The organism is Ostreiculturibacter nitratireducens (assembly GCF_032670585.1).
GTDB classification, from domain to species: Bacteria; Pseudomonadota; Alphaproteobacteria; order Rhodobacterales; family Rhodobacteraceae; genus Ostreiculturibacter; species Ostreiculturibacter nitratireducens.
In genome coordinates this window covers 995,451-1,021,340 of record NZ_JAVQHL010000002.1, presented here as the reverse complement: position 1 = coordinate 1,021,340, position 25,890 = coordinate 995,451, and the positions used below count along the sequence as shown (strand labels likewise).

General features: G+C 65.8%; 27 protein-coding genes. 10 read left to right on the top strand and 17 right to left on the bottom strand.

From position 1 onward, the window contains the following. Nucleotides 1-97: 97 nt before the first annotated feature. Genes ABCN56_RS12285 through ABCN56_RS12270 form a run of 4 tightly spaced genes read left to right on the top strand, consistent with a single transcriptional unit; the run spans nt 98 to nt 3,086 of the window. Nucleotides 98-541, top strand: a complete 444-nt coding sequence (locus ABCN56_RS12285) for a MaoC family dehydratase (protein ID WP_343081079.1) — start codon at nt 98-100, stop codon at nt 539-541. Nucleotides 542-575: 34 nt separating this feature from the next. Then, the gene (locus ABCN56_RS12280; RefSeq protein ID WP_343081078.1) at nt 576-1,514 is read left to right on the top strand and encodes a bifunctional riboflavin kinase/FAD synthetase; all 939 of its coding nucleotides are present in this window, start codon (nt 576-578) and stop codon (nt 1,512-1,514) included. 53 nt (nt 1,515-1,567) lie between these two features. After that, a complete protein-coding gene (locus ABCN56_RS12275; RefSeq protein ID WP_343081077.1) occupies nt 1,568-2,032 on the top strand; it encodes a YcgN family cysteine cluster protein in 465 nt (154 codons plus the stop codon). A gap of 1 nt (nt 2,033) precedes the next feature. Beyond that, nucleotides 2,034-3,086 carry a threonine aldolase family protein gene (locus ABCN56_RS12270; protein WP_343081076.1) on the top strand — a complete coding sequence of 351 codons (1,053 nt, stop codon included), beginning with the start codon at nt 2,034-2,036 and terminating at the stop codon, nt 3,084-3,086. Here the strand turns inward: ABCN56_RS12270 and ABCN56_RS12265 are convergent. Then, nucleotides 3,073-3,873, bottom strand: coding sequence for an alpha/beta fold hydrolase (locus ABCN56_RS12265; RefSeq protein WP_343081075.1), 801 nt, complete (start codon nt 3,871-3,873; stop codon nt 3,073-3,075). The genes ABCN56_RS12270 and ABCN56_RS12265 overlap by 14 nt on opposite strands. Further along, nucleotides 3,873-4,484 carry a 2-hydroxychromene-2-carboxylate isomerase gene (locus tag ABCN56_RS12260; protein WP_343081074.1) on the bottom strand — a complete coding sequence of 204 codons (612 nt, stop codon included), beginning with the start codon at nt 4,482-4,484 and terminating at the stop codon, nt 3,873-3,875. The genes ABCN56_RS12265 and ABCN56_RS12260 overlap by 1 nt, the downstream gene beginning before the upstream one ends. 107 nt (nt 4,485-4,591) lie before the next feature. On the opposite strand from ABCN56_RS12260, the gene ABCN56_RS12255 reads away from it, so the two are divergent. After that, the gene (locus tag ABCN56_RS12255; RefSeq protein WP_343081073.1) at nt 4,592-5,611 is read left to right on the top strand and encodes a ribose-phosphate pyrophosphokinase; all 1,020 of its coding nucleotides are present in this window, start codon (nt 4,592-4,594) and stop codon (nt 5,609-5,611) included. 10 nt (nt 5,612-5,621) lie between these two features. On the opposite strand, the gene ABCN56_RS12250 is transcribed toward ABCN56_RS12255, so the two are convergent. From ABCN56_RS12250 to ABCN56_RS12220, 7 genes are all read right to left on the bottom strand, one after another. Continuing rightward, complete coding sequence (locus tag ABCN56_RS12250) at nt 5,622-5,969, bottom strand: H-type lectin domain-containing protein (RefSeq protein ID WP_343081072.1); 348 nt, start codon at nt 5,967-5,969, stop codon at nt 5,622-5,624. 266 nt (nt 5,970-6,235) lie between these two features. Next, nucleotides 6,236-6,661 (bottom strand): F0F1 ATP synthase subunit epsilon, encoded by a 426-nt coding sequence (locus ABCN56_RS12245; protein WP_343081071.1) that lies wholly within the window; start codon nt 6,659-6,661, stop codon nt 6,236-6,238. Between the two features lie 9 nt (nt 6,662-6,670). Next, a complete protein-coding gene (gene atpD / locus ABCN56_RS12240; protein ID WP_343081070.1) occupies nt 6,671-8,107 on the bottom strand; it encodes a F0F1 ATP synthase subunit beta in 1,437 nt (478 codons plus the stop codon). An 18-nt stretch (nt 8,108-8,125) separates the two neighbouring features. After that, on the bottom strand, nt 8,126-8,998 hold the full coding sequence (locus ABCN56_RS12235) for a F0F1 ATP synthase subunit gamma (protein ID WP_343081069.1): 873 nt from the start codon (nt 8,996-8,998) through the stop codon (nt 8,126-8,128). 20 nt (nt 8,999-9,018) lie between these two features. Continuing rightward, complete coding sequence (gene atpA, locus ABCN56_RS12230; RefSeq protein ID WP_343081068.1) at nt 9,019-10,557, bottom strand: F0F1 ATP synthase subunit alpha; 1,539 nt, start codon at nt 10,555-10,557, stop codon at nt 9,019-9,021. After that, nucleotides 10,558-11,118, bottom strand: coding sequence for a F0F1 ATP synthase subunit delta (locus ABCN56_RS12225; RefSeq protein ID WP_343081067.1), 561 nt, complete (start codon nt 11,116-11,118; stop codon nt 10,558-10,560). Between the two features lie 264 nt (nt 11,119-11,382). Then, nucleotides 11,383-12,129 carry a class I SAM-dependent methyltransferase gene (locus ABCN56_RS12220; RefSeq protein ID WP_343081491.1) on the bottom strand — a complete coding sequence of 249 codons (747 nt, stop codon included), beginning with the start codon at nt 12,127-12,129 and terminating at the stop codon, nt 11,383-11,385. 62 nt (nt 12,130-12,191) lie between these two features. Between ABCN56_RS12220 and gloB the strand changes: the two genes are divergently transcribed. Both gloB and clpA read left to right on the top strand, forming a co-directional pair. Next, entirely contained in the window at nt 12,192-12,959 is a 768-nt protein-coding gene (gene gloB, locus ABCN56_RS12215; RefSeq protein ID WP_343081490.1) for a hydroxyacylglutathione hydrolase, read from the top strand. 187 nt (nt 12,960-13,146) lie between these two features. After that, on the top strand, nt 13,147-15,468 hold the full coding sequence (gene clpA / locus ABCN56_RS12210) for an ATP-dependent Clp protease ATP-binding subunit ClpA (RefSeq protein ID WP_343081066.1): 2,322 nt from the start codon (nt 13,147-13,149) through the stop codon (nt 15,466-15,468). Nucleotides 15,469-15,529: 61 nt separating this feature from the next. Here the strand turns inward: clpA and ABCN56_RS12205 are convergent, their stop codons facing one another. The 4 genes from ABCN56_RS12205 to ABCN56_RS12190 all read right to left on the bottom strand — a co-directional run bounded on the left by ABCN56_RS12205 (nt 15,530) and on the right by ABCN56_RS12190 (nt 19,439). Continuing rightward, nucleotides 15,530-15,946, bottom strand: a complete 417-nt coding sequence (locus ABCN56_RS12205; protein ID WP_343081065.1) for a DUF4440 domain-containing protein — start codon at nt 15,944-15,946, stop codon at nt 15,530-15,532. Beyond that, nucleotides 15,943-17,628 (bottom strand): peptidoglycan -binding protein, encoded by a 1,686-nt coding sequence (locus ABCN56_RS12200; RefSeq protein ID WP_343081064.1) that lies wholly within the window; start codon nt 17,626-17,628, stop codon nt 15,943-15,945. Before ABCN56_RS12200 ends, ABCN56_RS12205 begins: the two co-directional genes overlap by 4 nt. A 1-nt stretch (nt 17,629) precedes the next feature. After that, the gene (locus ABCN56_RS12195) at nt 17,630-18,817 is read right to left on the bottom strand and encodes a biopolymer transporter ExbB (protein WP_343081063.1); all 1,188 of its coding nucleotides are present in this window, start codon (nt 18,815-18,817) and stop codon (nt 17,630-17,632) included. Nucleotides 18,818-18,881: 64 nt separating this feature from the next. Next, nucleotides 18,882-19,439 carry a gamma-glutamylcyclotransferase gene (locus ABCN56_RS12190; RefSeq protein ID WP_343081062.1) on the bottom strand — a complete coding sequence of 186 codons (558 nt, stop codon included), beginning with the start codon at nt 19,437-19,439 and terminating at the stop codon, nt 18,882-18,884. A gap of 79 nt (nt 19,440-19,518) precedes the next feature. Here ABCN56_RS12190 and ABCN56_RS12185 point away from each other — a divergent pair, with 79 nt between their 5' ends. After that, on the top strand, nt 19,519-20,496 hold the full coding sequence (locus ABCN56_RS12185) for a DUF2125 domain-containing protein (RefSeq protein WP_343081061.1): 978 nt from the start codon (nt 19,519-19,521) through the stop codon (nt 20,494-20,496). A 9-nt stretch (nt 20,497-20,505) separates the two neighbouring features. Here ABCN56_RS12185 and ABCN56_RS12180 read toward each other — a convergent pair whose 3' ends face one another. From ABCN56_RS12180 to rpsD, 4 genes are all read right to left on the bottom strand, one after another. Next, the gene (locus tag ABCN56_RS12180; RefSeq protein ID WP_343081060.1) at nt 20,506-21,429 is read right to left on the bottom strand and encodes an extensin-like domain-containing protein; all 924 of its coding nucleotides are present in this window, start codon (nt 21,427-21,429) and stop codon (nt 20,506-20,508) included. Then, on the bottom strand, nt 21,426-22,346 hold the full coding sequence (locus ABCN56_RS12175) for a prephenate/arogenate dehydrogenase family protein (protein WP_343081059.1): 921 nt from the start codon (nt 22,344-22,346) through the stop codon (nt 21,426-21,428). Before ABCN56_RS12175 ends, ABCN56_RS12180 begins: the two co-directional genes overlap by 4 nt. Continuing rightward, a complete protein-coding gene (hisC, locus tag ABCN56_RS12170; RefSeq protein ID WP_343081058.1) occupies nt 22,343-23,431 on the bottom strand; it encodes a histidinol-phosphate transaminase in 1,089 nt (362 codons plus the stop codon). The genes ABCN56_RS12175 and hisC overlap by 4 nt, the downstream gene beginning before the upstream one ends. Before the next feature lie 296 nt (nt 23,432-23,727). Further along, nucleotides 23,728-24,351, bottom strand: coding sequence for a 30S ribosomal protein S4 (gene rpsD / locus ABCN56_RS12165; protein WP_343081057.1), 624 nt, complete (start codon nt 24,349-24,351; stop codon nt 23,728-23,730). 239 nt (nt 24,352-24,590) lie between these two features. Between rpsD and ABCN56_RS12160 the strand changes: the two genes are divergently transcribed. Both ABCN56_RS12160 and ABCN56_RS12155 read left to right on the top strand, forming a co-directional pair. Beyond that, nucleotides 24,591-25,049, top strand: coding sequence for a DMT family transporter (locus ABCN56_RS12160; RefSeq protein WP_343081056.1), 459 nt, complete (start codon nt 24,591-24,593; stop codon nt 25,047-25,049). Beyond that, nucleotides 25,046-25,498: a DMT family transporter gene (locus ABCN56_RS12155; RefSeq protein WP_343081055.1), complete on the top strand. Its 453-nt coding sequence runs from the start codon at nt 25,046-25,048 to the stop codon at nt 25,496-25,498. Before ABCN56_RS12160 ends, ABCN56_RS12155 begins: the two co-directional genes overlap by 4 nt. The last annotated feature ends 392 nt before the right edge of the window (nt 25,499-25,890 follow it).

Genomic DNA, 25,890 nt, shown 5'->3' with positions numbered 1-25,890 from the left:
TCGACGCCACGGTTGACAAATTATTGCTCGCCTGTCTTGCCCGGAGATGCCGGGGCCGTTATGCTGCACTGCAACATGGAATACGGGATTCGGGATGATGCTCGACAACAGCCCACGCGGAACGATCTGCATCGAGGACCTCGAGATCGGCATGACGCGCTCGCTCCGGAAGGTCGTCACCGACCGGGATATCGAGCTGTTCGCAGAGGTGTCGACGGACCGCAACCCGGTGCATCTCGATGACGAGTACGCGCGCGACACGATCTTCGAAGGCCGCATCGCGCACGGCATGCTGACGGCGGGGCTGATCTCCGCCGTGATCGGGGAACAGCTCCCCGGACACGGGACCGTCTATCTTGGCCAGAGCCTCAAGTTCATGGCCCCGGTTCGCCCCGGCGACATGGTCAAGGCAGAGGTGAAAGTCACCGCGATCGACCACGCGCGGCGGCGTGTCACCCTTGAAACCCACTGCGCCGTGGGTGATACGGTGGTCCTGAAAGGCGAGGCGCTGGTTCTGGCGCCGAGCCGGAAGTTCGACTGACAACGGGCGGGCCCTCCCCGCCGGACGGGGGCCGATGCGCACCATCACCACCTGGACGGGCCTACGCCCTGAAGACCGCGGCGCTTCGGTCGCGATGGGCAATTTCGACGGCGTCCATCTCGGCCATCAGGCCGTCATCGACCTCGCCCGGACGGAAGCAAAGATCCTCGGCGCACCCCTTGGCATCGTCACGTTCGAGCCGCACCCGCGCGAAGTCTTCGCCGCCGAAGCCCCCCCTTTCCGGCTCATGAACGCCGAAGCACGCTCGCACCGGCTGGAAAAGCTCGGCGTCGACGTCCTTTACGAACTGCCCTTCGACCCGCGGCTTTCCGGAATGGACCCGGAACGTTTCGCCCGCGAGGTTCTCTCCGAGGGGCTCGGTGTCGCCCACGTGACCGTGGGCGAGGATTTCCGCTTCGGGAAACACCGCGCGGGAAAGGTCTCGGACCTATCGATGTTCGGCGCGGAGATGGGTTTTGGCGTCACGAGGGCGCGCCTCGTGAAGATCGGAGGCGAGGAAATCTCGTCCACTGCGATCCGGTCCGCGCTGTCCGAAGGACGCCCCCGCGACGCGGCGCATATGCTCGGCCACTGGCACCGGATCGAAGGCGAGGTCCTGCACGGCGACAAGCGCGGGCGCGACCTCGGATTTCCCACGGCCAACATGAGCGTCGAGGGGCTGCACCTGCCGCGTTTCGGCGTCTACGCCGTCCTGGCGGACGTTCTGACCGGCCCCAATGCCGGATCCTTCCACGGAGTCGCGAGCCTCGGCGTCCGGCCGATGTTCGGCGAGAACCGGCCGAATCTCGAAACCTTCATCTTCGACTTCGAGGGCGACCTTTACGGTCAGCACCTGTCGATCGCACTGGTGGAGTTCCTGCGCCCGGAGATGACCTTCGAGGGCCTTCCCGCGCTGATCACCCAGATGAAGCGCGATACCGATCGCGCGAAAGAGATCCTCGGCCGGATCTGACCCTTGCCCGCTGCACCCTTTCCTTTCCCTCCTCCATGCCCCACCTTTCGGTCATGAAAGACGACAAGCACCGCGACCGCCTGCGTCCGGAGTTCTGGAAACTCCCCCTCAACTCGCTCACGCCGCGCGAGTGGGAGGCGCTATGCGACGGCTGCGGGAAATGCTGCCTCAACAAGCTCGAGGATGCCGATACGGGCGAGATTGCGTTCACGCGCATCGCCTGCCGGCTGCTCGACGGCGAAACCTGCCGTTGCGGCCAATATGAGAAGCGCAAGACCTTCGTGCCTGAATGCGTCGTGCTGACGCCGCAAACGATCAAGACCTCGGCCTACTGGATGCCCTCCACTTGCGCATACCGGCTGCGTCTGGAGGGCAAGCCTCTCTTCGACTGGCACCCTCTCATCTCGGGCGACCCGGACAGCGTCCACAAGGCGGGGCAGTCGGTGCAGGGATGGACGGTGCCGGAATACGAGGTGCCGGACGAAGAGTGGGAAGACTACATCATCGAGGACCTCTGACATGTTCTTCGCCTCCGACAACACCTCCGGTGCCGCACCCGAGGTCATGGCCTCGGTCGTCGCCGCGAACGAGGGCTATGCGACGCCCTACGGCAACGACCCGATCATGGACCGCGTTCGCGCGCGCATCCGCGAGGTGTTCGAGGCCCCTGAGGCCGCCGTCTACCTCGTCGCGACCGGAACCGCCGCCAACGCCCTGTCGCTTGCGATCCTGACCCAGCCTTGGGGAGCGGTCTTCTGCCACCGCAACTCCCACGTCGAAGAGGATGAATGCGGTGCGCCCGAGTTCTATACCGGCGGCGCGAAACTCGTCCTAATCGACGGCGAACATGCGAAGATGACGCCCGAGGGGCTTCGCCGCGCGCTGAAGTTCACCGCGCGCGCGGGTGTTCACAACGTGCAGCGCGGCATGCTGACGCTCACGAATGCGACCGAGAACGGGACGGTCTACTCCCCGGCCGAGGTCAAGCAGCTGTCCGGGATCGCCAAGGGCTATGACCTCCCTGTCCACATGGATGGCGCAAGGTTTGCCAACGCGCTCGTCTCGGCGGGTTGCTCGCCCGCGGAGATGACGTGGAAGGCGGGCGTGGACGTGCTTTCCTTCGGCGGCAGCAAGAACGGCTGCATGGGGGTCGAGGCGGTCGTGATATTCGATCCGGCCAAGGCCTGGGAATTCGAGTTGCGGCGCAAGCGCGGCGGGCATCTCTTCTCCAAGCACCGCTACCTGTCAGCCCAGATGGATGCATACCTGGCCGACGGCCTGTGGCTTGATCTGGCGGCGCGCGCCAACCGGGCGGCCGCTGCGCTTTCAGCGGGGATACGGCAGATCCCGGGAGCGCGGCTCGTCCACCCGACGGAGGCGAATGCGGTCTTTGCCGCCTGGCCCCGCGGCGGGCACCGGAAGGCGATTGAGGCCGGAGCGAAGTACTATTTCTGGCCTTTCGACCAGTCTCTCGATGGACCGGACGAGGAACCGCTTTCTGCCCGGCTCGTCTGTTCGTGGTCGACGACGGAAGAGGACGTGGAACGCTTCCTCGCCCTTATCCGCGACTGAGGTTGACCTCGATCAGCCCTGCCACCTGGGACGGGTGCGTGATGGGCAGCATATGGCCGGCGCCCTGAACGTCCGCGACGCCCACGTCCGGAAGCCGTGCGGCGATCTCCTCGCTGATGCGCCAGATGATGGAGGGCGAATTCTCGCCCCGGATCAGCATGACCGGCACCGATAGCGATTCCAGGGCGCCCGGTTGCAGGATGCCTCCGGCGTCATCGACGTTGGCGGGATTGCCCGCCGAAATCAGGTGTATGCGTTCCTCCGTGTAGGAGCGGCTGCGAGGCGAAAGGCTTTCCCACTCCACCCCCGTCCCCCAGACGCGCGTGAACTCCCGCGCTGCGGCGGAGCGGTCGCCGGTCTCGAGCGCCCGCTGGTAGGCGGCCATCTCCGCAAGATGCTCGTCCCACTCCGGGAAGCCTCGGGCGGCGGCAAACAGGACGGGCTCGATCAGCGTCAGCGTTCGAACCATCTCCGGCACCGCGAACGCAAGTTGCAGCGCGGCGACGCCGCCCACCGAATGGCCGATCAGGTCCACGGGACCGTCCATGAAAGAGGCCGCGATCTGGGCCGTCAGCGTCACGAAATCCCCCCGACCGTCCCAATCCGCTGACTGGCCGTGGCCGGGCAGGTCGAATGCGGTGATGGCAAGCGTGCCCCGAAGCTCCTCGGCCACGCCCTTCCAGGCCCCGGAATGGGCGAGGGAGCAATGGATCGCCACCGCGCGGCGCGGCCCCTCGCCCAGTACCTGCCAATAGATTTCCTGCCCCGCGCGCAGGTCCTTCGGCATCAGAGCCGCCCGGACAGATGGGCGTCGAGATCGTCCAGGCGGTCCTGACCCCAGAACCTTTCATCCCCGTCGGTGATGTAGAAGGGCGAGCCGAAGACGCCCCGGCTCACCGCCTCCTCGAGGTTCGCGGCGTAGGTTTCCGCGCCCAGAAGCAGCCCCTTGTCCGCCAGGGATGGGTCGAACCCGGCCGAAGACAGCACGTCGCGGACGACCTCGTCCTCGGCTATGTCGCGGTCTTCTGCCCAGCAGGCGCGAAGAAATCCGTGGGCGAGCGCGCCTAGGTCGCCTTCGGCTCCCTTCGCCTTCGCGGCCTGAGCCGCGATGATCGCGTAGCTGGAGGGTGCCGCGTTCGTCGGAAAATGCGCAGGCTGTGCGTTGATCGGCAGACCCGCTTTGCTTGATTGCCGCCTTATCTCCTGCAGCCGGTATTCCCTGCGGCTCTCATGCCGATCCTTGAGCGCAACGCCTCCCGTGCGCGAGAAGAGCGCCGCGATATCGACGGGCTTGTATGCAATCGTCGCCCCGTGCCGCGCCGCGATTTCCTCGAGCTTGGTCCCGGCAAGGTAGGTGAACGGCGACACAGTTGAGAAAAAATAGTCGATATGGGGCATCTCGGGGCTTTCTTGTCGCGCTTCGGTTTGCGGGCAGGCTAGCCCGGTGCTAAGCGGGGTGCAACGCCACGAATCCGCCGCCAGGCGCCGACCTAGGGACCCCGCTCATGCCCGCAATGACCGAGCCGAAACTGATTTCCGGCAACGCCAACCGCACGCTCGCCACGGCAATTGCCCGGCGCATGTCGATGCACCGGGGCATGTCGGTCAACCTCGTCAACGCCCGGGTGGAACGGTTCAACGACCAGGAGATCTTCGTCGAGGTCTTCGAGAACGTCCGCGGCGAGGACATGTTCGTGGTCCAGCCGACCTCGAACCCGGCGAACGACAACCTCATGGAACTGCTGATCATCGCCGACGCGCTGAAGCGTTCCTCGGCCGAGCGGATCACCGCGGTCATGCCCTACTTCGGCTATGCGCGGCAGGACCGCCGAGCCAAGGCCCGCACGCCTATCTCGGCGAAACTCGTCGCGAACCTCCTCACCGAGGCGGGCATCGACCGTATCCTCACGCTCGACCTCCACGCCGCACAGATCCAGGGGTTCTTCGACATTCCCGTGGACAACCTCTACGCCGCGCCGATCTTCGCGCTGGATATCGAGCATCACTTCAAGGGGAAACTCGACAAGGTCACGGTCGTGTCGCCGGACGTCGGCGGCGTGGCGCGCGCGCGCGAACTGGCGCAGCGGATCGGCTGCGGCTTGGCAATCGTCGACAAGCGCCGTACCCGTCCCGGCGAAGTCGCCGAGATGACTGTCATCGGCGACGTCCAGGGCCAGACCTGCATCATCGTTGACGACATCTGCGACACGGCCGGAACGCTCTGCAAGGCGGCGGAGGTGCTGATCGACAACGGCGCGACCGAAGTGCACAGCTACATCACGCACGGCGTGCTGTCCGGCCCCGCGGTCGAAAGGGTGACGAACTCCAAGATGAAGAGCCTCGTCATCACGGATTCGATCGAGGCGACGGAGGCGGTGCGCGCCGCCCCGAACATCCGCATCGTTCCCACCGCACCGCTTTTCGCTCAGGCGATCCTGAACATCTGGAACGGTACCTCCGTATCCTCGCTCTTTGACGCGGAGACGCTTGGCCCGATCTATGAGGGGATGTATTCGCGGGGCTGATAGGGGCGCGTCAAACGTCCCAATCTCCTTCGCCACTGACCTCTCCAATCGCCATCCAGTCGGCCCGGATACGCGCTACGCGCGTGTCCCCCCAGGTACGAAACACGATCTCGAACCCGGTTTCAGTGACGCAATCGGACGATATGTCGGCGCGCTGGTTTGCTGCGCTGTCGAAGTCCCACATGGACATCGCCACGTGTACGACCGGAGGATTCCGGTAGGTTTCGGAAAAGGCGACTCTGCGCCGGGTCTCCCGGGCCCCGCCCCCGGTCCACATCTCGCCCCCGTCCTTGAAGTCGGAAAACAGGACGAGGGAGCCTTGGTCCACGCCAAGTATGTGACTCGACAAGCGCCGCATGGTTACTCCACCTAGCTGCCCTCGGATCTGGCACGCAATTCGGGCAACAAAAAGTTAAAATACAAGCTCGAATTGGGGCTCCGCGAGCAATCCAGACACACGCGAACGGCGCTGGAACGTCTTTCGATCGGCACCCTCCCGCAGGGTGCGCCTGATGCTTTTCGGCCCTGTCGCGCGAGGCATTCGCGGTCCGCGTCCCGAGGCCGAAAAAAAGGGCGGCCCCGCGAGGAGCCGCCCTGTTTCTTCGCTACGCGCGTCCCGTCGTGTCAGGGCGCCGGCGAGATGCCGATGTGGTCACCCATCGCGACCATGTCGGCCATCAGCTTCGCGGCATCGTCGATCAGGTCGTGGTGCCCGGCTTCCTTGGCAGCGCGCAGAGCTTCGCTCGCGCGCTCGACGAAGCGCTTAACGATCTCGGGCGTGACCTCGCTGACGTGCAGCGCCTCTTCGGCGAGGAGCGTCGTCCCGGCCGAGGAGATCTCGGCGAAGCCGCCGGTCACCGCGTAATCGTCAGACGATCCGTCCGCCTTGATGATCCGGAGCACGCCCGGACGCAGGGTCGTGATGAGGGGCGCATGGCCGGGCATCGCGGTCAGGTCGCCGTCGGTGCCCGGAATGCGGACCTCGCGCGCCTGGAGCGAGGCGAGCCGCCGCTCCGGGCTGACGAGGTCGAACTGCATCGTGTCGGCCATCTCGCCCCCTTACGCCGCTTCCGCGGCCAGACGCTGCGCCTTGGCTTTCACTTCCTCGATGTCGCCAACCATGTAGAAGGCGGCTTCCGGCAGGTGGTCGTATTCGCCCGCGACCACGGCCTTGAACGAGGCGATGGTCTTTTCGAGCGGAACCTGCACACCGTCGGAACCGGTGAACACCTTCGCAACGTCGAACGGCTGGGAGAGGAAGCGCTGGATCTTCCGGGCGCGGGCCACGGTCAGCTTGTCCTCTTCCGACAGTTCGTCCATGCCGAGAATGGCGATGATGTCCTGCAGCGACTTGTAGCGCTGGAGGATACCCTGGACGTCACGGGCAACCTGGTAGTGCTCTTCGCCGACGATCTGCGGGTCGAGGATCCGCGAGGTCGAGTCGAGCGGGTCCACGGCCGGGTAGATGCCGAGTTCCGAGATCGCGCGCGAAAGCACGGTCGTCGCGTCGAGGTGGGCGAACGAGGTCGCGGGTGCCGGGTCGGTAAGGTCGTCGGCCGGAACGTAGATGGCCTGCACCGAGGTGATCGAGCCGGCCTTCGTCGAGGTGATGCGTTCCTGCAGCGCGCCCATGTCGGTGGCGAGCGTCGGCTGGTAGCCCACGGCCGAAGGAATACGGCCGAGAAGCGCCGACACTTCCGAACCGGCCTGGGTGAAGCGGAAGATGTTGTCGACGAAGAACAGAACGTCCGTACCCGACTGGTCGCGGAACTGTTCCGCGAGCGTCAGGCCCGTAAGCGCCACGCGGGCACGCGCCCCCGGAGGCTCGTTCATCTGACCGTAGACCAGCGCCACCTTCGACTCTTCGAGGTTGTCGATGTTGATAACGCCCGACTCGATCATCTCGTGATAGAGGTCGTTGCCCTCGCGGGTCCGTTCACCAACGCCGGCGAACACCGAGAAGCCCGAGTGCACCTTGGCGATGTTGTTGATCAGTTCCATGATGAGAACCGTCTTGCCCACGCCGGCGCCGCCGAAGAGGCCGATCTTGCCGCCCTTGGAGTAGGGAGCGAGAAGGTCGATGACCTTGATGCCGGTGACGAGGATTTCCGATTCCGTCGACTGTTCGGCGAATTCCGGTGCCGGCTGGTGGATTGCCCGCGCTTCGGTCTTGGCGACGTCGCCCTTTTCGTCCACCGGCTCGCCGATGACGTTCAGGATCCGGCCCAGCGTGGCGTTGCCGACGGGCACGGTGATCGGGCTGCCGGTGTCGGTCACGACGGCGCCGCGCACGAGGCCCTCGGTCGCGTCCATCGCGATGGTCCGCACGGTGTTCTCGCCAAGGTGCTGGGCGACTTCCAGCACCAGCCGCTTGCCCTGGTTTTCGGTTTCAAGCGCGTTGAGAATCGCCGGCAGGTGGTCGTCGAACTGCACGTCCACGACGGCGCCGATGACCTGCGTCACCTTGCCCGTTGCTGCTTTCGGTGCTTTTGCCATGTCGTATCTCCGGTTCCGTCAGAGCGCCTCGGCGCCCGAAATGATTTCGATGAGTTCCTTGGTGATCGCAGCCTGGCGCGAACGGTTGTACTGGATGGTCAGCCGGTCGATCATGTCGCCCGCGTTGCGGGTGGCGTTGTCCATCGCGGTCATCCGCGCGCCCTGTTCGGAAGCCCCGTTCTCAAGGAGCGCGGTGAAGACCTGGGTAGCCACGCCGCGCGGCAGGAGGTCGGCAAGGATGCCTTCCTCGGAGGGTTCGTAGTCGTAAAGCGTGCTGGCTTCGCCTGCGCCTTCTTCGAAGACGGCGGGGATCACCTGCTGCGCCGTCGGGACCTGGGCGATCACCGACTGGAAGCGGTTGAAGAACAGCGTCGCGACGTCGAACTCGCCGGCCTCGAAACGCTTGATCAGGTCGCGCGCGATGCCTTGGGCGGTGTCGTAGCCGATGCGCTTGACCTCCGAGAGGTCGACATGCGCGACGAAGAGCTTCGCGTAGTCACGCTTCAGCTGCTCGCGGCCCTTCTTGCCGACGGTGATGATCTTCACCGTCTTGCCCTGCGATTGCAGCTCGGCGATCCGGGTCCGCGCGAGGCGCACGATCGTCGAGTTGAAGCCGCCGCAGAGGCCACGCTCCGAGGTCATGACCACCAGGAGGTGAGTCTGGTTGCTCCCGGTGCCGGAAAGAAGGCGCGGCGCGGAATCCGACCCACCGACCGAGGCGGCGAGACCCGCCATCACGGCCGTCATCCGCTCGGCATAGGGCCGAGCGGCTTCGGCGGCATCCTGGGCGCGGCGGAGCTTCGCCGCCGCGACCATCTGCATCGCCTTGGTGATCTTCCGCGTCGACTTGACGCTTCCGATCCGGTTCTTAAGGTCCTTAAGGCTGGGCATATCCCTGTCCCTCCCCCCGCTTACGCGAAGGTCTTGGCGAACTCGTCGATCGCGGCGCGGATCTTGTCCTCGGCATCGCCCTTGATCTTCGGATCTTCCTTGGTGATCCAGTCGAGGACGTCACGACGCTCGGTGCGGAGGTGCTTCAGGAGGCCCGCCTCGAACCGGCCGACGTCTTTCACGGCGATCTTGTCGAGGTAGCCCTTCGTGCCGGCGAAGATGACGCAGACGATCTCGGCGTTGGTCAGCGGCGAGTACTGCGGCTGCTTCATCAGCTCGGTCAGGCGCGCACCGCGGTTCAGAAGCTTCTGCGTCGCCGCGTCGAGGTCCGAACCGAACTGCGCGAAGGCCGCCATTTCGCGGTACTGCGCGAGTTCCAGCTTCACCGGGCCGGCTACCGACTTCATCGCGTTCGTCTGGGCCGAGGAGCCCACGCGCGAAACCGACAGACCGGTGTTAACGGCCGGGCGGATACCCTGGTAGAAGAGTTCCGTTTCGAGGAAGATCTGGCCGTCGGTGATCGAGATCACGTTCGTCGGGATGTAGGCCGACACGTCGCCGGCCTGCGTTTCGATGATCGGCAGCGCCGTCAGCGAGCCCGAGCCGTTGTCGGCGTTGAGCTTCGCCGAACGCTCCAGAAGCCGCGAGTGCAGGTAGAACACGTCGCCCGGATAGGCTTCGCGCCCCGGCGGACGGCGGAGGAGAAGCGACATCTGGCGATACGAAACGGCCTGCTTCGACAGGTCGTCGTAGATCATCAGAGCGTGGCGGCCGTTGTCACGGAAGAACTCGCCCATGGCGGTCGCCGAGTACGGCGCGAGGAACTGCATCGGCGCCGGGTCCGAGGCGGTTGCGGCCACGACGATGGAGTAGGCCATCGCGCCGGTTTCCTCGAGCTTCTTCACGAGCTGGGCAACGGTCGAGCGCTTCTGGCCCACGGCGACGTAGACGCAGTACAGCTTCTTCGACTCGTCGTCGCCGGCGGCCTCGTTGTAGCTCTTCTGGTTCAGGATCGTGTCGAGCGCCACGGCGGTCTTGCCGGTCTGACGGTCGCCGATGATGAGTTCCCGCTGGCCACGGCCGATCGGGATCATCGCGTCGACCGACTTGAGGCCGGTCGCCATCGGCTCGTGCACCGAACGGCGCGGAATGATGCCGGGGGCCTTGACGTCGGCGATACGGCGCTCGGCCGCGGCGATCGGGCCCTTGCCGTCGATCGGGTTGCCGAGAGCGTCGACGACGCGGCCGAGGAGGGCGTCGCCCACCGGGACGTCCACGATCGACTTGGTGCGCTTGACGGTGTCGCCTTCCTTGATGTCGCGGTCGTCACCGAAGATAACGATACCGACGTTGTCGACTTCGAGGTTCAGCGCCATCCCGCGGATCCCGCCCGGGAATTCGACCATCTCGCCGGCCTGGACGTTGTCGAGGCCGTAGACACGGGCGATACCGTCGCCGACGGAGAGCACGCGGCCCACCTCGGCAACTTCGGCTTCCTTGCCGAAGTTTTTGATCTGCTCCTTCAGGATCGCAGAGATCTCAGCTGCTTGGATACCCATTTATCCGACCTCTTTCATTGCATTCTGGAGTTGGCCGAGCTTCGAGCGGATCGAGGTGTCGATCATCTTCGAGCCCACCTTGACGATAAGGCCGCCGATGAGGCTTTCATCGACGGCGACGTTGAGTTTCACGGTCTTGCCGATACGCTCCTTGAGCGTCTTGGCGAGGGCGTCGGCCTGCGTCTTGGTCAGCGCCTGCGCGGCGGTGACGTCGGCGGTCACTTCACCCTTTTCCTCTGCGATCATGTCTCGCAGCGCCGAGATGAGCTGCGGCAGCACGAAGAGGCGCCGCTTCTCGGCCATGAGCGCGAGCCCGTTGGCCAGGATGGCGGAGAGGCCCATCTTCGCCGCGAGGGCGGCAACGGCCTTGCCCTGATCGTCGCGCGAATAGATCGGCGAGGAGATGAGCGCGCGGAAGTCTGCGCTTTCTTTCAGCGCCGCATCAAGCGCATCCGCGTCGGCTTCGAGGGCCTTGAGCCCCTTGGCCTCGTTCGCGAGGTCGAAAATGGCCGCCGCGTAGCGGCCGGCGATGCTTGCGGAGATCGAAGCTGGTTCGGACACGTCCACCCTTCCGATGTCTTAAGCCTCGTCCCGGCTCCCGGGATGGGGCAAGGACACACTATGGCCAGCACGCTGACGCGCGCGGCCGAATTCGGCGCGGGTGTAGCAGAGCACCGCGCGCCCCGCAACCGCCTTGGTCAACTCGCCGTGAAGGGTAAAATCCAGCCTTTTCCGAGACTTGCCCGGTCAGGGCCCTTATGCGTCGATTTTGCCCGCCGAGATTGCCGTGAATCCCGGCCCCGGAAGTTGCCGAGAGGGGGTGATTCAGACACGCCCGGCGGCCGGACTGGGCATCCCTTCGAGCACCTTGAGCGGCCGGCGCACCGCCTCTTTCAGCCCGCCGCGCATCGGCGCGTGGACCTGCTTGGAGACCTCCAGCAGAAGCACTCCGCCCGCCACGGCGGACGACACGCGCCGCCCAATTCCCTCCCACCATGGTGCGGTGCGCAGCCAGAAGCGCCGTTGCGTGGGCGGGATGAAAAGCGCGGCAACATGCCGTTCCGCCACGAAATTGTGGCGGCGGAGCTGCGCGTCCAGCTGGCCCAGCGAATAGGGTCGCCCGAACCCGAACGGCGTCGCGTCGCGCCGCGCCCAGAGCCCCGCCCGGTTCGGCACGATGAAAAGCGCGCGCCCCCCCGGCCCGAGAACGCGCCAGCATTCATCGAGAAGCGCGGTGGGATTCTCCGAGGTGTCGAGCCCGTGCATGAGGATCAGCTTGTCCACCATGCCCGTCTCGATCGGCCACTGCGTCTCCTCGCAGAGCACCGACACGTTGGGCATGCCCGCCGGCCAGGGCATGACGCCCTGCGGCCCGGGCATGAGGCCGATCACCCGCCGCGCGTCCTGAAGGTACGGCCGCAGGAGCGGCACGGCAAAGCCGAATCCCGCCACCGTCTGGCCCTTCGCCTCGGGCCAAAGCGCAAGGACCTGGTCGCGGATCGCCTTCTGCGCCACCCGGCCGAGGCCGGTGCGGTAATAGAAACTCCGCAGGTCCAGAACGTCGAGATGCATTGCACCTGCCTCGCGCATCGGCAAAACTCTGGCCGAAGATAAAGAATTTGGAACGAAAGACCATGCCGCTCGAGATCGTGACCGTGCCCTGCCTGAAGGACAACTACGCCTTCCTCGCGCATGATGCCGCGACCGAAGCGACCGCGGTCATCGACGTGCCGGAGGCCGCGCCGATACTGACGGCGCTTCAGTCGCGGGGCTGGAAGCTCAGCCACATCCTCATCACCCACCACCATGGCGACCACATCGACGGGGTCCCCGCGCTGGCCGCCGCGACCGGCGCGCGCGTCATTGGCGCGACAGCCGACGCACACCGCCTGCCGCCCCTGACGGAGGCCGTTTCCGAGGGCGACACCGTCCGCGTCGGCATGGCGCGAGGCACCGTCATTGACGTCTCCGGCCACACTGTCGGCCATATCGCCTTCCATTTCCCTGACTCCAACGCCGTCTTCACGGGCGACAGCCTGATGGCGCTCGGCTGCGGACGGATCTTCGAAGGGACGGCGCCCATGATGTGGGAAAGCCTTTCCAAGCTCGCCGCGCTTCCGCCCGAAACGCTCGTCTATTCGGGCCATGAATACACGACCTCGAACGCTCGTTTCGCGCTGACCATTGAACCGGGGAACGAAGCGCTTATCTCCCGTGCTGCGGCGGTGGACGCCGCGCGCTCAAAGGGGCAGCCGACGGTTCCCTCGACGCTCGAGGAGGAGTTGGCGACCAATCCGTTCCTTCGGGCCTCGCTGCCCGAGGTGAAGGCGGCGATCGGGATGGCGGGCGCCTCCGACGCCGAATGTTTCGCGGAGATCCGGGCACGCAAGGATCGGTTCTGATTCAGGGCTGCTCACAAAACGTTTCTCTGCGATCACATTTTGCGCCTCGCTCCCGCGGCAGAACAGAATCCGCGAAAAAGGACTTGAAGCGGCGCGAAATCCACCGAACTTTAAAGGTATGAGGCCACGGTAGGCACGGGGGCCCAAGACCTCTGGCCTGCCACTGACGAAAAAGGAGCACAGCAAAGTGCCATCTTTCTCGAACACGCTCGAACAGGCAATCCACGCGGCTCTCGCGCTCGCCAACACGCGCCGGCACGAGCTCGCGACGCTCGAGCACCTGCTCCTTGCTCTCATCGATGAACCCGATGCGGCGAAGGTGATGCGGGCTTGCTCGGTCGATCTGGACGAACTGCGCAAGACGCTGACCGATTTCATCGACGAGGACCTCTCGACGCTGGTCACGGACGTCGAGGGTTCGGAAGCCGTGCCGACCGCCGCTTTCCAGCGCGTGATCCAGCGCGCCGCCATCCATGTCCAAAGCTCCGGCCGGACCGAGGTGACGGGAGCCAACGTGCTTGTGGCGATCTTCGCGGAGCGGGAATCGAACGCGGCCTATTTCCTGCAAGAACAGGACATGACCCGTTACGACGCGGTCAACTTCATCGCTCACGGCGTGGCAAAGGATCCGTCCTTCGGCGAGACCCGTCCGGTCACCGGAGCCAAGGAAGAAGAGGAAAGCACGACCCACGCTCCTGAGGCGGAACAGAAGGAATCCGCGCTGTCCAAGTACTGCGTCGACCTCAACGCGAAAGCCATGAAGGGCGACGTCGATCCGCTGATCGGCCGCGAGACCGAGGTGGAGCGCTGCATCCAGGTTCTCTGCCGCCGGCGCAAGAACAACCCCCTGCTCGTCGGCGACCCCGGCGTTGGCAAGACCGCCATCGCCGAGGGCCTCGCGCGCAAGATCACGCTCGGGGAGACCCCGGACATTCTCGCGGACGCGACGATCTATTCGCTCGACATGGGCGCGCTGCTGGCAGGCACGCGCTACCGTGGCGATTTCGAGGAGCGGCTGAAGGCCGTCGTGAAGGAACTGGAGGATCACCCCGACGCGATCCTCTTCATCGACGAGATCCATACCGTGATCGGAGCCGGCGCCACCTCCGGCGGCGCCATGGATGCGTCGAACCTCCTCAAGCCCGCGCTTCAGGGCGGAAGCCTCCGCTGCATGGGCTCGACCACCTACAAGGAGTTCCGCCAGCACTTCGAAAAGGACCGCGCGCTTTCGCGGCGGTTCCAGAAGATCGACGTGAACGAGCCTTCGGTCGATGACACGGTGAAGATCCTGATGGGGCTGAAGCCCTATTTCGAGAAGCACCACGAACTCCGCTACACGCACGACGCGATCAGGGCGGCGGTCGATCTTTCGGCGCGCTACATCCATGACCGCAAGCTTCCCGACAAGGCGATCGACGTGATCGACGAAGCGGGTGCGGCGCAGCACCTCGTGGCAGAATCGAAGCGGCGCAAGACGATCGGCCCGAAGGAGATCGAAGCCGTCGTGGCCAAGATTGCCCGGATCCCGCCGAAGAACGTGTCCAAGGACGATGCCGAAGTGCTCAAGGATCTGGAAAAGACCCTCAAGCGCGTGGTCTTCGGCCAGGACAAGGCGATCGAGGCGCTGTCCTCGGCGATCAAGCTGGCGCGTGCTGGCCTGCGTGAGCCGGAGAAGCCGATCGGCAACTACCTCTTCGCGGGCCCTACCGGCGTCGGCAAGACCGAGGTCGCGAAGCAACTCGCCGACACGCTCGGCGTGGAGCTTCTGCGCTTCGACATGTCGGAATACATGGAGAAGCACGCGGTTTCACGCCTGATCGGCGCGCCTCCGGGCTATGTCGGCTTCGATCAGGGCGGCATGCTGACCGACGGCGTGGACCAGCACCCGCATTGCGTCCTTCTCCTCGACGAGATCGAGAAGGCGCATCCGGATGTCTACAACATCCTCCTGCAGGTGATGGACCACGGGAAGCTGACGGACCACAACGGCCGCCAGGTGGATTTCCGCAACGTGATCCTGATCATGACCTCGAACGCGGGCGCGGCCGAGCAGGCCAAGACCGCCATCGGCTTCGGCCGCGAGCGTCGCGAGGGCGAGGATACGGCCGCAATCGAACGCACCTTCACGCCCGAGTTCCGCAACCGTCTGGACGCCGTGATCTCCTTCGCGCCGCTTTCGCGCGAAGTGATCCTGCAGGTCGTGGACAAGTTCGTCCTGCAACTCGAGGCTCAACTCATGGACCGGAACGTCCATATCGAGCTTACGCCGGAGGCCGCGAACTGGCTGGGCGAGAAGGGCTACGACGACAAGATGGGCGCCCGCCCGCTTGGCCGGGTGATCCAGGAGCACATCAAGAAACCGCTCGCGGAAGAACTGCTGTTCGGCAGGCTCGTCAAGGGCGGGGTGGTCCGGGTGAAGCTCAAGGACGACGCGATCGAACTCCAGATCGAGGAGCCGGAAACGCGGCGCCTGTCAGGCCAGAAGCCGCCGCTGCTGACAGCGGACTGAGCTTGACTGAAACCTTTGGAAACGGCGCCCGGCGGGCGTCGTTTTCCTTTGTCGGCGGCGTTCAGGGGACGCTTATTCCGGTTGCAGGCGTATCCTGGCTGAAGACGTTGATCCAGCCGCCCGGGCGACGCTGCCAGATCGAGCTCACGAACATCTCTTCCGGTTCCTCGCATTCCGAGCGGATGAAGGTGGCCCTGTAGGCGAGCAGCGCGTATTCCTCGCCCAGCCGCATGACCCTAAGCTCGGAAAGATCGTAACTCCGGACGGTTGGCCCTTGGCCAAGTTGCCGGACATGGCCCTCCTTGCCCGCGAAACCGTCAGGGTACACGCCGAGAAACCGGTCATCTAGCGCAGCCCGGTCAACCTCGGCGTCGCCGGAGACGAGGGCGTCCCAGACCTTTCGCTCGCAGGCCAGGAGTTCTGCCAGAAGCTGATCCGACTGCATGTGCTGATACCGGCCGACCAGGGAATCCGTCACCGCTCCGTCAGTTTCAACTCGATCCGCCGATTCTGCGCGAGGGCCTCGGGGGTGTCCCCTTCGGCCACCGGCTGGTACTCGCCGAACCCGGTCGCGGCCAGCCGTTCCGGCGGGAAGCCCAGTCTCTCGGTCATGAACCGCACGACAGAGAGCGCCCTTGCCTGGCTCAGCTCCCAGTTGTCGGCGTACCGGGCGCCTGGATTGACCGGAACGTTGTCGGTATGGCCGTCGACCCGGAGGATCCAGTCGATCCCCGGCGGGATCTCCTCGGCGACGTCGAGCAACAGCGCCGAAACGCTGGCGATCTGTTCCCGGCCCTCGGGCGCGAGATCCGCCGAGCCGGTCTCGAACAGAACCTCCGAGGAGAACACGAACCGGTCGCCCACGACGCGGACACCCTCGCGCCCGGAGAGGATCTCCCTCAGCCGCCCAAAGAACTCCGAGCGGTATTTCGCAAGCTCCTCTGCCGTCGCCTGCAGCCCTGCGGCCTCTTCCTCCAGCCGCTTGCGCTCCGCCTCCTCGAGTTCAGCCCGCCGACGCTCCTCGGCTGCGACCCGGGCCAGCGCGGTGTTGAGCTGGGTGCCAAGCGCCTCGATCTGGACCTTGGCTTCCTTGTCCCTTTCGGCGGACGCATCCAGCAGGGCCTGCAGCGAACCGAGCTGCGACCGAAGGGCCGCGATCTGCTCGTTCAGAAGGGCCACCTTGCGGGCGGCTTCGGCCGAAACCTCTTTTTCCTCCGCAAGTTCCGCCCGCGCCACGGCCAGCAGGGCCGCGTCCCTTTCGGCCTGGGTCAGACGCTCTTCGGTCGTCTCCCCGGCCGCGCGCACCGCGGCGAGTTCGGCGTCGAGTTTCCGCCGAGCGGCCTCTGCCGCGGCAAGCAGCGTCAGCGTCTCCTCTGCCTGCTTGCGCTGCTCCTCCAGCGCCAACGTCATGGCCGTAAGCTCGTCCGCGGAGGACTTGAGCCTTTCCCTGAGCGCCGCAGCCGCAGCCGCCTCCGCCAGGCGCACCTTCTCGGCCTCCGAAAGCTCGGTTTCCAGCTCGGTCACCCGGTTTTCCAGCGCGGCCTTGTCCTCCTCGTTCCGCGCACGAAGGTCGGCCACGAGCGCCTCCAGCGCCTCGCGCCGCGCGGCCGCGAGGCGGGCCGCCTCTTCCTGCGCGTCGATCTCCTGTCGCGCCGTCGCCAGGGCGAGGTTCAGCGCCTCCTGCTCGGACAGAAGCTTGTCGCGCGCCTCGCTCAGGGCGGCGACCTCGCCGAGGGCAGAATCCCGCTGAGAAAGAAGGGCGGCGACCTGCGCCTCGAAACTCGTGATCCGGGTCTGCGCCTCGGAAAGCGCCGCGCGCTCGTCCGCCAGCTGGGAATTCAGCGTCGCGATAAGCGCCGCCTGCGCGTCGGCCGCTTCCGCGGCCGCGTCGAGGTCCGCCGACAGCCCGGCAACCCTGTTCTCGAGTTCGGCCGACCGCCCGCGTTCGAGCCCCAGCGCGTCCGCGAGGCTCGCGACCTGCGCGGAAAGCGCGTCGAGCTCGTCGTCCTGGGTGGAGATGGTCTCGCGCAGTACGGACTGGACGATCATGAAAATCGTCAGGACGAACATCATGACCATGAGGAGCGAGGTTATCGCATCCACGAAGCCCGGCCAGATATTGGTCGAAAACCGCTGCTGTCCCCGGCTTCCAAGTGCCATCTCAGCTGCTCCGCTGACCGCCCGACTGCCAGGCCAGCGCCCGGACCGCCCGCGTCAGTTCCGCGATGTCGCCGCGCAGGTCGGCAACCGATTCCTGCCGTCCCGCGGCAACCTCTTCCAGAAGCCGCAGAAGCTGCACGTCGATGGACCGAAGCCGCATCCGGCTTTCGGCGTCCATCTCCTCGCCGCCGGCCGGCTCGCGCCCGGCCAGCGCGGCGATCATCCGCTCCTGCCCATCGGCGATCCGGGCCAGTATCTCGGTCGACCCGGCATCCTGATCGAGGCGGTGCAGAAGCTTCTCGATCGAATTCGACATGAGGCTCAGCTGCTCGTCGACGAGGCTTCGGCTGATGTCGCTCTCGGTATAGATCCGCTGCAGTGCCTCCATCTGCTCGGCCATGTGGTCCAGAACCACGGCCACACCGGAACTGTCGCCCCCGCCATCGCCATCGGCGGCAGCGAAGGACAGCCGCGTGATCGAGGACAGCCATTCCTCCAGTTCCCGGTAAAAACGGTTCTGGCCGTGGCTGACGAAAAGCTCGAGAAGCCCCACGACCAGCGACCCCGCAAGACCGAGGAGCGAGCTTGAGAACGCCGTGCCCATGCCGCCAAGCTGCGCCTCAAGCCCGGTCATCAGCTTCTCGAAGACGGCGATCCCGCTTTCACCCTCCTCCGGTGCAAGCGCCCGGATCGTCTCGACCACCGCCGGTACCGTCGTGGCGAGGCCGTAGAACGTGCCGAGGAGGCCGAGGAACACGAGAAGGCTCGAGGTGTAGCGCGTGATGTCGCGCGCTTCCTCGATCCGCGTCGCGACGGATTCGAGGATCGAGCGGGCCGAGGAATAGGCGATCTGCGTGCGCGCGCCGCGTGCGCGCAGGAGCGCGGCGAGAGGCGCGAGCAAAAGCGGCGCCTTGGTCAGTTCGTGCCCCGGCCGATGGGCGGCGAAATCCTCGATCCAGGTTACCGAGCGTGTCAGCTGCACCACCTGCCAGAAGCAGGACACGACACCCAGGAAGAAGACGGTGAGGATCACGCCATTGAGCCAAGGGCTCGATACGAAGATCGGGAATATCCGCGAATATGCCAGATAGCCGCCTGTCCCGACCAGAGCGACGACGACAAGCATCATCACGATCTGTCGGACGGGTTGCGAAAAATACGGCTCGGCCTCGTGCTTGGGCTTGTCCATCCGGAAGGGTGCCCCTCTGATTTTCACGGCGAGGATATTCGGGGCAGAAGGTTCTGCCAACCTCTTAAAGCGGGCCGGGACCCGATGCCCGGATTGCCCGGACCCGCGCGGCGAGATGTTCGAGGTCAGGGTCCGCGAAACCCAGTTCTGCCAGATGTGCCGCCGTGTTGAACAGATAATCGGCGTTGCAGCCGCGATTTCCCTCCGCCCGCGCGATGATCGCCGCCTGATCCTCGAGGTCCAGCGCGCCCGCATAAAGCGGATGGTCGCGGTCGATGACGTAGGTGACTGCCTCCACCTCCCTGCCGTCCGCCAGCGAAAGGGGAAGCATGCGTTCGACATAGGCCGAGGCGACGAGTTCCCGTTCGCGCAGGTACTCGATCACGCTGTCGGCCTCGGGCTCGGCGATGCCGAAGGCGACGCCGGCGCAGGCCGCGCCATCCGCCGCGTCGAGCGCGAGGACGAGGCCGGGCGCTTCCACGGTTCCCCGGTAGTGAACAGAGTGCATGCAGAACGATCGATGCCAGCCGTCAAGCAGCGCGGGAAGACGCTCGGCATGCGCAAATCCCGGTTGCCAGATCAGCGAACCGTAACCGAAAACCCACAAAGTTGTGTCGCCCATGCTTCTGGCCCTCGTCTCCCGCGCCCTATAAACAGCATCGCGCCCCTTTGCGAAAGGCCCGGCCATGTATCGCGCCCTCATGACACTCTCCCTCGCTGCCGGCATCGCCTATGGCGGCTACTGGGCCGTGGGCTCGGCCGCGGTGGAATCCAGCGTCAACTCTGCGCTGGAACGGATGCGGGCCTCGGGACAGGCGGATTATTCCGAGGTTTCGCTTGCCGGCTTCCCCAGCCGCTTCGACCTGACGATCTCCGATCCCGCGCTGCGCACTTCCGACGGCATCGCCGAGTGGCGCGCGCCATTCCTGCAGCTTCTTGCGCTATCCTACAGGCCCAACCATCTCATCGTTGTCTGGCCGCATGAGCAGGACGTGACGATCGGGCCGGAGACCATCTCCGTGACGAGCGAGGACATGCGGGCGAACCTCGACATCGAAGCCGGCGTCGCCCTGGCTCTCGACCGGACGATCTTCGTCTCCAAGGCCGTCGGGTTGGCGTCCAAGGCGGGGTGGCGTCTCGACCTCGACGAAGCCCGTTTCGCAACTCAGCGGGCAAGCGAGGACGGCCTTTCGCACCGCGCCGGCATCGAGATTCTGCGCGCGACGCCCTCGCCTGATCTTCGCGCGCTCATCGATCCGGAGGGGGCTCTTCCCCCAACCGCCGACTGGGCGAAACTCGACGCGGTCATCGGTTTCGACCGGCCTATCGACCGTTTCGTGACGGAGGCCGGCGGGCCGCGGCTCACTGATATCCAGGTGAAGGAGATCAGCTTCGGTTGGGGCGAACTGCGTCTTGACGGAGAAGGCGAGGTCTTGGTCGACGCGGACGGAGTGCCGGAAGGCCGGATCACCTTCCGCGCAAGGGAATGGCGCAAGATGGTGCAACTGGCGGTCGCCGCCGGCGCGCTGCGCGCCGAAATCGCGCCGACGATCGAAAACGGCCTCGAACGGCTGGCGATCGCGGGCGGTTCGGAAGAGGTTCTCGCGTTGCCCCTGGTCTTCGCGAACGGGCGGATGAGCCTGGGCCCCCTACCCCTTGGCCCCGCACCAAGGTTCTGAGTTCGCCGGCTAGCGGCAGAAGCTGCCGCCGCGGTAGCGCGCGGTGTCGAGATGCAGGTGGTCGCGGTGGAAGGCGTTCGCGGCCGGGCCCAGAACGGTGCCGAAGGGTCCGCAGGCCGCCTTGTGCATGGATTTCAGGACCTTGCCGTGCTGGCCGTCTCCCCAGCCCTTCAGGACCGTGATCGCGACACCGTTTTCCAGCACGATGGCCGAGATGTCGATCGCGCGGCCGCGCCCGTGCTCGCTGACCTTTTCGCCCTTCTGGTTGTTCCTCGGCCGGCACACGTAGCTGGACGCGACCTGAAGCTTCGCGACACCGCCGCCAAGCCTGCCCACGGCAGGCTTCACCCCGCTCTCGACCCAACTCCTGAGCGCCCCGGCCGTCGTGCAATCCATGATCGCCGGCGTCGAAAGGGCCACGCCAGCGACCGAGGTGACCTTGACCCCGTCCTCGAGGCCGCAGCCTTTCACCCGCCCCGCGATGGGCGCGATCGTCTCCCCCTTGATCGCCGGGTCGCCGCAGACAGAGCCCTTGCGGCCGGTGATCGCTTCCGGAAGCGGCTGCGTGCGGAAGCCTGAAGCCGACACCGTGACCAGACGGCGCAGGTTCTCCGGCCGCTCCTCCGGTCGGATCGAGCGCGTCACGGCCGCCGCCGACGCCGCGACCTGGACGATTTCGGCGGGACGCTGCGCGGCGTGCGGGCGAGGCTCTGGCCGTCGTCCCGGCAACGCGGCACCGCTGGCGATGACCTTGACGGCGGTGCTGCCGGGACGTGCCTGAGGATGGCGGTGGGTTGCCTCCGACGCCGTGTCGGTCGCGGCGGCATGCACAGGGCGGGCCTTCGGCTGCAGGGATTTCTCGGGCGCTTCGGCCTGCGCCGCGCCCCCGATCAGGAGCGCGAGCACCAGCCCGGCGGCGCCGAGCGTCCTCATTTGGCCGCCTTCACGCGGCCGAAGTCCGGGGCCGCCGTATCCTGCCCCGCCTCGATGATGCCACGCCGGATCGCGCGCGTGCGGGTGAAGTAATCGAAGAGGAAATCGCCGTCGCCCATCCGGATCGCACGCTGGAGCATGAAAAGCTCCTCCGTGAACCGCCCGAGGATATCGAGCGTCGCTTCCTTGTTCGTGAGGAACACGTCCCGCCACATCGTGGGGTCGGAGGCCGCGATCCGCGTGAAGTCGCGGAAACCGGCGGCGGAATACTTGATGATCTCGCTTTCCGTCACGCGGCGCAGGTGGTCCGCCACGCCGACCATCGTGTAGGCGATGAGATGCGGCGTGTGGCTGGTGACGGCCAGTACCAGGTCGTGGTGCGAGGCGTCCATCTCGTCCACATTGGCGCCCATTCCTTCCCAAAGCGCCCGCAGCCGCGCGGTGGCCTCGGCGGGAACGCCGTCGGTCGGCACGAGAAGGCACCAACGGTTCTGGAAGAGCGTCGCGAACCCAGACCGGGGCCCGGAATGCTCGGTCCCCGCAAGGGGGTGGCCGGGGATGAAGTGCACGCCTTCCGGGATGTGCGGCGCAACCGCTTCGACGACGGCCTGTTTCACGGATCCCACGTCCGTCACCGTCGCGCCCGGCTTCAGGTGCGGGCTGATTTCGGCCGCGACGGCGCCCATGGCACCCACGGGAACCGCCAGCACAACAAGGTCGGCATCCTTCGCGGCTTCGGCGGCGGTCGCGAATACCTCGTCGCAGAAACCGATCTCGAGCGCGGTCTTGCGCGTCTCCTCGGTCTTCGCGTGGCCCGCGATCGAGCCCGCGAGACCCCACTGCTTCATCGCATGCGCCATCGACGAGGCAATGAGCCCCAGACCGATCAGGGCCACGCGTTCGTATACGACGCTCATCGCGTCTGGCCCTTGAACTGCCCCACGGCATGCGCGACGCGGCGGCAGGAGGCTTCGTCCCCAACCGTGATCCGCAGACACTGGGGCAGGCCGTAGCCCGCAACCCGTCGCACGATCAGCCCCTGCGATTGAAGGTAGGCGTCACAGGCCTGCGCTTCGGCCTCATCGGCAAAACGTGCGAGAATGAAGTTCGCGGTCGACGTGTCCGACGGCACGCCATGCTCGGCCAGCGCCTCGGCGAGCCAGGCGCGCATCCGCGCGTTTTCCTCACGGCAGCGCTGGACATGTTCCTGGTCGCGCACGGCGGCCTCTGCCGTTTCGAGTTGCGATGTCGAAAGGTTGAAAGGGCCGCGCACGCGGTTCAGCACGTCCACGATGGGCTTCGGCCCATAGCCCCAGCCGATCCGGAGCCCGCCGAGGCCGTAGATCTTCGAGAACGTTCGCGTCATGAAGACGTTGCCCCGCTCTGTCGCGAGCTTCGCGCCGCCGTCGTAGCCTTCGACGTATTCGGCGTAGGCACCGTCAAGCACGAGGATCGCCTGCGGCGGAAGCCCGTCGGCCAGCCTGCGGATTTCGGGCAGGCCGATCATGGTGCCGGTGGGGTTGTTCGGGTTGGCGATGAAGACGAGTTTCGTCCGCTTCGAACACGCCGCGAGGAGCGCGTCGACATCCGTCGTCCTGTCGCGTTCCGCGACCGAAACGGGCGTCGCCCCGGCTGCCTGGGCGTAGATGCGGTACATCAGGAAGCCGTGTTCCGTGAACAGCACCTCGTCGCCCCGCCCGGCGTAGGCGTTGCAGAGAAGCCCGATGATCTCGTCCGAACCGACGCCGCAGATGATCTGCGCGGGATCGAGCCCGTGAACCTCTCCGATCGCGCGCCGGAGCGCGGCATGATCGGTCGAAGGGTAGCGGTGCAGCTTGTGCACGGCGCGGGCATATGCCTCGCGCGCCTTGTCCGACGGGCCGAAGGGATTTTCGTTCGACGACAGCTTGATGGCGTCGGACACGCCCGCCACATGGGCCGCCCCGCCCTCGTACAGGGCGATGTCCATGATTCCCGGCTGGGGGCGAATTTGATTGGTCATGGCAGTGACTCCGGAATTCGGCGCTTCTTAGCCGCCGCTGGGGGGCATTGCCAGCATGATGTTGCCGCCGCGGCAGCAGCGGAGCGTTCTGATGCCAATGCGTTGCGGAACTGCCAGAGTTGCACAGCGTTTGGGGGCGATGCCGTCGAGTCCCACCCCTTGTCACGCCAAAAGCGCGACTCGCTTCGCAGAATGACCGGGAACGAGGCGCCCGGGCTGCCTTTGCGGCCATATCCCGAAAATGAAAAAGGCCGCGCCGGAACGGCGCGGCCTTCGTTTCGGGATGTGGCCGATTATCAGCCGTTCTTCGCGTAGTATTCGACGACGAGGTTCGGTTCCATCATGACCGGGTACGGCACGTCGCCCAGCGACGGGGTCCGCACGAACTTCGCGGTCATCTTGGAATGATCGGCCTCGATGTAGTCGGGAACGTCACGCTCGGCGAGGCCGACGGCCTCCAGCACGAGAGCGAGCTGACGGGACTTGTCGCGGACCTCGATCACATCGCCTTCCTTCACGCGGTAGGACGGGATGTTGACGCGGACGCCGTTCACCTTGACGTGGCCGTGGTTCACGAACTGGCGCGCGGCAAAGACGGTCGGCACGAACTTGGCGCGGTAGACGACGGCGTCCAGACGGCGCTCCAGGAGGCCGATCAGGTTCTCGCCGGTGTCGCCCTTGACGCGCGCGGCTTCGTTGTAGATCCGCTTGAACTGCTTCTCGGTCAGGTCGCCGTAGTAGCCCTTCAGCTTCTGCTTGGCGCGCAGCTGCGTGCCGAAGTCGGAAAGCTTGGCCTTGCGGCGCTGGCCGTGCTGGCCGGGGCCGTATTCACGCTTGTTGACCGGGGATTTCGGACGGCCCCAGATGTTCTCGCCCATCCGGCGGTCGATCTTGTACTTGGCAGAGGTGCGTTTGGTCACCGCTGATCTCCTTCTGATGCGCTTTGCGAGCGCGGCTGCGAAGGGCGTTGTCCTTTCCCCTTTCGGGGCGACAGGGATCCCCTTGCGGGGGCCACCAACACCAATGAATTGCCCGGCTCGCTCGGAACCGGGACGGCGGACTTATATGTGTGGCACCCGGGGTGTCAAGCCCTGCAGCCCGGTGCTTGCCGGATTGTCCGCCTTGTGGCTCAATTTACCGGTGCAGCGGGGCGCAGCCCATGAGACAAAGCCTTCCCTTCGTCGCGGCCTTCGCATCCGGCGGCCTTCTGACCCTCATGGTTCTCTTCAACGGGCAGTGGGCGGCATCCGGCACGGCGCTCCTGGCATCCTGGATGGCGCATGGAACGGGAACGATCGCCGCGCTCGTCTTTCTCGGCATTCTCCGGGTCGGGCGACGGGTGCGGCCCGCACCTCTGCCGGTTGCCCCCGCCTGGGCCTATCTCGGCGGACTGTCCGGAGCGGTCACCGTCATGCTCACATCCACGACTGTGAACGGCATCCTCGCACTTTCGGGAACGCTCGCGCTGGGGCTTGTAGGGCAAGCGGGATACAGCTTGCTGGCCGACCGTTTCGGCCTGTTCGGCCTGCCCCGGCGCCGGATCGAGCTTGCCGACTGGGGCGCCATTCTGATGATCCTCGGGGGGAGCTTCCTCATCATCTTCGCGGGCGGAAGATGAAGATGACGAGCCCGCTGGCCCTCGCATCCCTCCTCGCTCTCGCCGCCGGAGCGCTCGTCGGAACGAGCCGATCGCTGAACGGCCGCCTGAGCCTTTCCACATCGCCTCTGCGGGCCTCGTTCTGGAACCACATCGTCGGTTTCGCGTTCCTTTCCGCCTGGGCTCTCATCTTCGGTGGGCTGATGCCGGCCGGCGGCCTGCCCGATGCGCCAACCACCGCGTGGCTTGGCGGAACGCTCGGCGTGGTCTTCGTGGCCTCCGGCAGCTGGCTCATCGCCCGAATCGGCGCGACGATGACGGCGATTCTCGTGATCGCCGGACAGATGATCTCCGGTGTGGTGCTGGATCTCGTGTTGGGGCGGGCTGATGGCCTCTGGCCCAAGGCGGCTGGAGTGGTCCTTATCCTTGCTGGCATGACCCTTAGCCAGCGGCGCCGGAGGCGCGGCTGAGCCTGCGATCCTGAGGCTTGTGGACCCTTTCGGGCCGCTACCGCATCGCAGAAACGCGCGCCAAGCGGCAGAGGCCACCAACCCGGAACCGGGAAGAATGGACGGCACCGTGCAAAGCCGGAAACCGCTCCGGCAGCCGCACTGATTTTGCCGTGAAATCAATGACACAGGGGCCTATTTGAACCACCTTCTTGCCACATTCAATTTCTAGCTGTGGCATGGAAAACAGCCAAATTCAGCATCGCGTCCGAGGCGGATGGGCGCGCAATCCATCGATCTAAACACTCAAGTCGGGGCACGCGAAGTCTCCGGGCGCTGCCGCACGCCCATGCGAGTCTTTCCTTAAGTCCCGAACGTGAACCAAACGAATTCGCCCGACGGAAGAATTCCGA